The sequence below is a fragment of the Brevibacillus sp. NRRL NRS-603 genome, assembly GCF_003013445.1.
GTDB lineage: Bacteria > Bacillota > Bacilli > Brevibacillales > Brevibacillaceae > Brevibacillus > Brevibacillus formosus.
Window position 1 is genome coordinate 1 of sequence record NZ_PXZN01000132.1, and the last position, 3468, is coordinate 3468.

At 50.4% G+C, this 3468-nt stretch carries 4 protein-coding genes; all 4 read left to right on the plus strand.

Annotation, left to right across the window (positions count from 1 at the left end):
• The coding region (locus C7R94_RS29135) for a sulfate ABC transporter substrate-binding protein (RefSeq protein ID WP_106785986.1) at positions 1 to 948 on the plus strand (948 nt) is incomplete at its 5' end.
• A 30-nt stretch (positions 949 to 978) separates the two neighbouring features.
• Entirely contained in the window at positions 979 to 1815 is an 837-nt protein-coding gene (gene cysT, locus C7R94_RS29140; protein WP_047069066.1) for a sulfate ABC transporter permease subunit CysT, read from the plus strand.
• Positions 1816 to 1827: 12 nt separating this feature from the next.
• On the plus strand, positions 1828 to 2694 hold the full coding sequence (gene cysW / locus C7R94_RS29145; protein ID WP_106785987.1) for a sulfate ABC transporter permease subunit CysW: 867 nt from the start codon (positions 1828 to 1830) through the stop codon (positions 2692 to 2694).
• The coding region (locus tag C7R94_RS29150; protein WP_106785988.1) for a sulfate/molybdate ABC transporter ATP-binding protein at positions 2691 to 3468 on the plus strand (778 nt) is incomplete at its 3' end. The genes cysW and C7R94_RS29150, both read left to right, overlap by 4 nt.

The following is a 3468-nucleotide window of genomic DNA, read 5'->3' on the forward strand; positions in this document are numbered from 1 at the left end:
GCGGGGGGCAGCAACTCTACGGTAGAGCTGCTCAATGTTTCCTACGATCCGACGCGAGAGTTTTACCAAGATATCAACAAGGAGTTTGCCTCAGAGTGGCAACAAAAAACAGGTCAAACAGTGACGATCAAGCAATCACATGGCGGTTCAGGCAAGCAATCCCGCTCCGTCATCGATGGTTTAGAAGCAGACGTAGTCACCCTTGCCCTCGCCTATGACATTGACGCGATTGCCGAACGCGGTCTGATTCCTGCCGATTGGCAAAAGAAGCTCTCAGACAACAGCTCGCCCTACACCTCCACAATTGTGTTCCTCGTGCGCAAAGGCAATCCGAAGCAAATCAAAGATTGGGATGATTTGATCAAGCCTGGTATCTCCGTGATTACTCCGAACCCGAAAACGTCTGGGGGAGCCAGATGGAATTACTTGGCTGCCTGGGGTTATGCCTTGAAGACAAATGGGGGAGATGAAGCGAAGGCACAAGAATTCGTGGCGCAATTGTTTAAAAATGTACCCGTCCTCGATTCTGGGGCACGCGGTTCGACCACTACATTTGTCGAGCGTGGCATTGGGGATGTGCTGATTGCATGGGAAAACGAAGCGTATCTCGCTGTCAATGAACTAGGGAAAGACAAGTTTGAGATTGTGAATCCGTCCTTGAGCATTTTGGCTGAGCCGCCAGTCACCATCGTTGACAAATATGCTGACAAGCACAAGACAAAAGAAGTAGCAGAAGCATACCTCCAGTTCCTGTATACCAAAAAAGGCCAAGAGCTCGCTGCCAAGCACTACTACCGTCCACGTTCACAAGAAGTACTCAAAGCACATAAACCAGCATTTCCTGACATCCAACTGTTTACGATCGATGAGTTGTTTGGTGGCTGGACCAAAGCACAAAAGACTCATTTTACAGATCAAGGCGTGTTCGATCAGCTTTATAAACCATAGACCTACACTTTCCTCAGAGGAGTTACTTTCATGAGAAAATCACTCAGCAACAGAGGGTTTTTGCCAGGATTTGGCATGACTATGGGCTATACCATCATCTACCTGAGTCTTCTGGTGCTGATCCCTCTGTCTGTCCTGTTTTTAAAAGCTTCGACGATGAGTTGGGAGCAATTCATTGGGACCATTATGGATACGCGCGTTCTTGCCTCTATTCGCGTGAGTATTATGACTTCTTTTTTTGCGGCTTGTCTCAATGCAGTGTTCGGTGTCTTGGTGGCATGGGTGTTGGTTCGCTATCAGTTTGCGGGGAAGCGGATCATTGACGGTATTGTTGATCTCCCATTTGCTTTGCCTACCGCTGTAGGCGGGATTGCCCTGACTTCTATTTACGCCGAAAATGGTTGGATTGGGCAGTATCTGGCGGAGTGGGGGATTAAGGTAGCGTACACCCCCATTGGTATATGGGTTGCCCTAACATTCATCGGTCTTCCTTTTGTCGTCAGAACAGTCCAGCCTGTTTTGCAGGATTGGGATTTGCAAATGGAGGAAGCGGCGGCTACGTTGGGTGCTACCCGATGGAATACATTTTGGCGGGTGGTCTTGCCGCATCTGTTACCGGCAATCATTACGGGTTTTGCGCTAGCCTTCGCCAGGGCATTGGGGGAGTATGGCTCCGTCGTTTTCATCTCCGGGAACATGCCGTTGAAAACAGAGATTGTGCCCCTCTTGATTATGACCAAGCTGGAGCAGTTTGATTATGCAGGCGCTACGGCAATTGCAACCGTCATGCTTGTGATTTCCTTTGTCATGCTTTTGATCATCAACTACTTGCAATGGAAAATCAATAAATTCGATGCGGCCCGTTAGGAGGTATTACGTATGAAGCATTTGACGGAGCCGGCCTATATCCGCTGGACACTGATTATCGTGGCCTTGCTCTTTCTCGGCTTGTTTTTGATCCTGCCGCTAGTAGCAGTTTTTACAGAAGCGTTTCGGCAAGGGGCGGAGGTGTTCGTGGCATCCATTACAGAGGAGGAAACGTTATCCGCTGTCAAGCTCACCTTGCTAGTCGCAGCCATTAGCGTACCGCTGAATGTGACGTTCGGGATCGCTGCTGCATGGGCAATCGCCAAGTTTTCGTTCCCGGGAAAAAATGTGTTGCTTACGTTGATCGACTTGCCATTTGCCGTATCTCCAGTCATTGCGGGTCTAATCTTTGTCCTCTTGTTTGGGAGTCAAGGTGTGGCGGCGCCCTTACTTGCGGAATGGGATTTCAAAATCATTTTCGCGGTTCCAGGCATCGTGCTCGCGACCACCTTTGTTACCTTCCCGTTCGTCGCTCGTGAACTGATTCCGGTCATGGAAGCACAGGGAAGAGACGAGGAGGAAGCAGCAGTCTCGCTCGGAGCAAGCGGCTGGAAAACATTTTTACGCGTCACGCTGCCAAACGTAAAATGGGGGCTCCTGTACGGGGTCATTTTGTGCAATGCCCGCGCCATGGGTGAATTCGGGGCAGTATCCGTCGTTTCAGGTCATATCCGCGGCATGACCAATACGCTCCCGTTGCATGTGGAGATTCTCTACAACGAATATCAATTCGCTGCTGCCTTTGCGGTAGCCACCTTGCTTGCTGCCTTAGCCTTAGTGACGCTTATTCTGAAAAGCTTGATCGAGTGGAAAACCGAGCGGCAGGCAAAGCTGGATGAGGAACAACACTACAACGTGACAGGAGAGAGAGCCGGATGAGTATCGAGGTACTGAACATTACGAAGTCATATAAAAGCTTTACGGCACTGAAAAATGTAAATCTGCACATCCCGGAAGGCGAACTTGTAGCACTTCTCGGGCCTTCCGGATCGGGAAAGACGACGCTTTTGCGTCTCATCGCTGGACTGGAGCAACCGCAGGAGGGGAGCATCCTCTTCAACGGAGAGGATAATACGAACCGCGACGTGCGCGAGAGGCAGGTTGGGTTTGTTTTTCAGCATTACGCCTTGTTTCGGCATATGAACATTTTTGACAACATTGCGTTTGGATTGTCCGTTCGTTCCCGCAAAACACGACCGAGCAAGGAGGAAATCAGTGAAAAGGTTCATTCGCTGTTAAAGCTCGTGCAGCTAGAAGGTCTCGCTCATCGCTATCCCTCACAGCTATCCGGTGGGCAGCGCCAACGTGTCGCATTGGCGAGGGCTTTGGCAGTGGAACCAAAATTTTTGCTGCTGGATGAACCGTTTGGCGCTTTGGATACGAAAGTGAGGCAGGATCTGCGTCGCTGGCTCCGTCATTTGCACGGGAAGCTCGGGCTGACGATTCTGTTCGTGACACACGATCAGGAGGAAGCGATGGAATTGGCGGATCAGGTAGTTGTGATGAATGAAGGGCGAGTGGAGCAGGTAGGATCGCCCGAGGAAATTTATCATCATCCGGCCAATCCGTTCGTGTACAGCTTTCTGGGGCGGGTCAATCTGTTTCACGGACGAATCCAAAATGGCAAAATCAAGCTCGGTGAAGCGGAGTTCG

What these genes read in the sequence shown, in the direction of transcription:
- cysT (WP_047069066.1), top strand. Translation starts at nt 979, where the DNA reads ATGAGAAAATCACTCAGCAACAGAGGGTTTTTGCCAGGATTTGGCATG.
- cysW (WP_106785987.1), top strand. Translation starts at nt 1,828, where the DNA reads ATGAAGCATTTGACGGAGCCGGCCTATATCCGCTGGACACTGATTATC.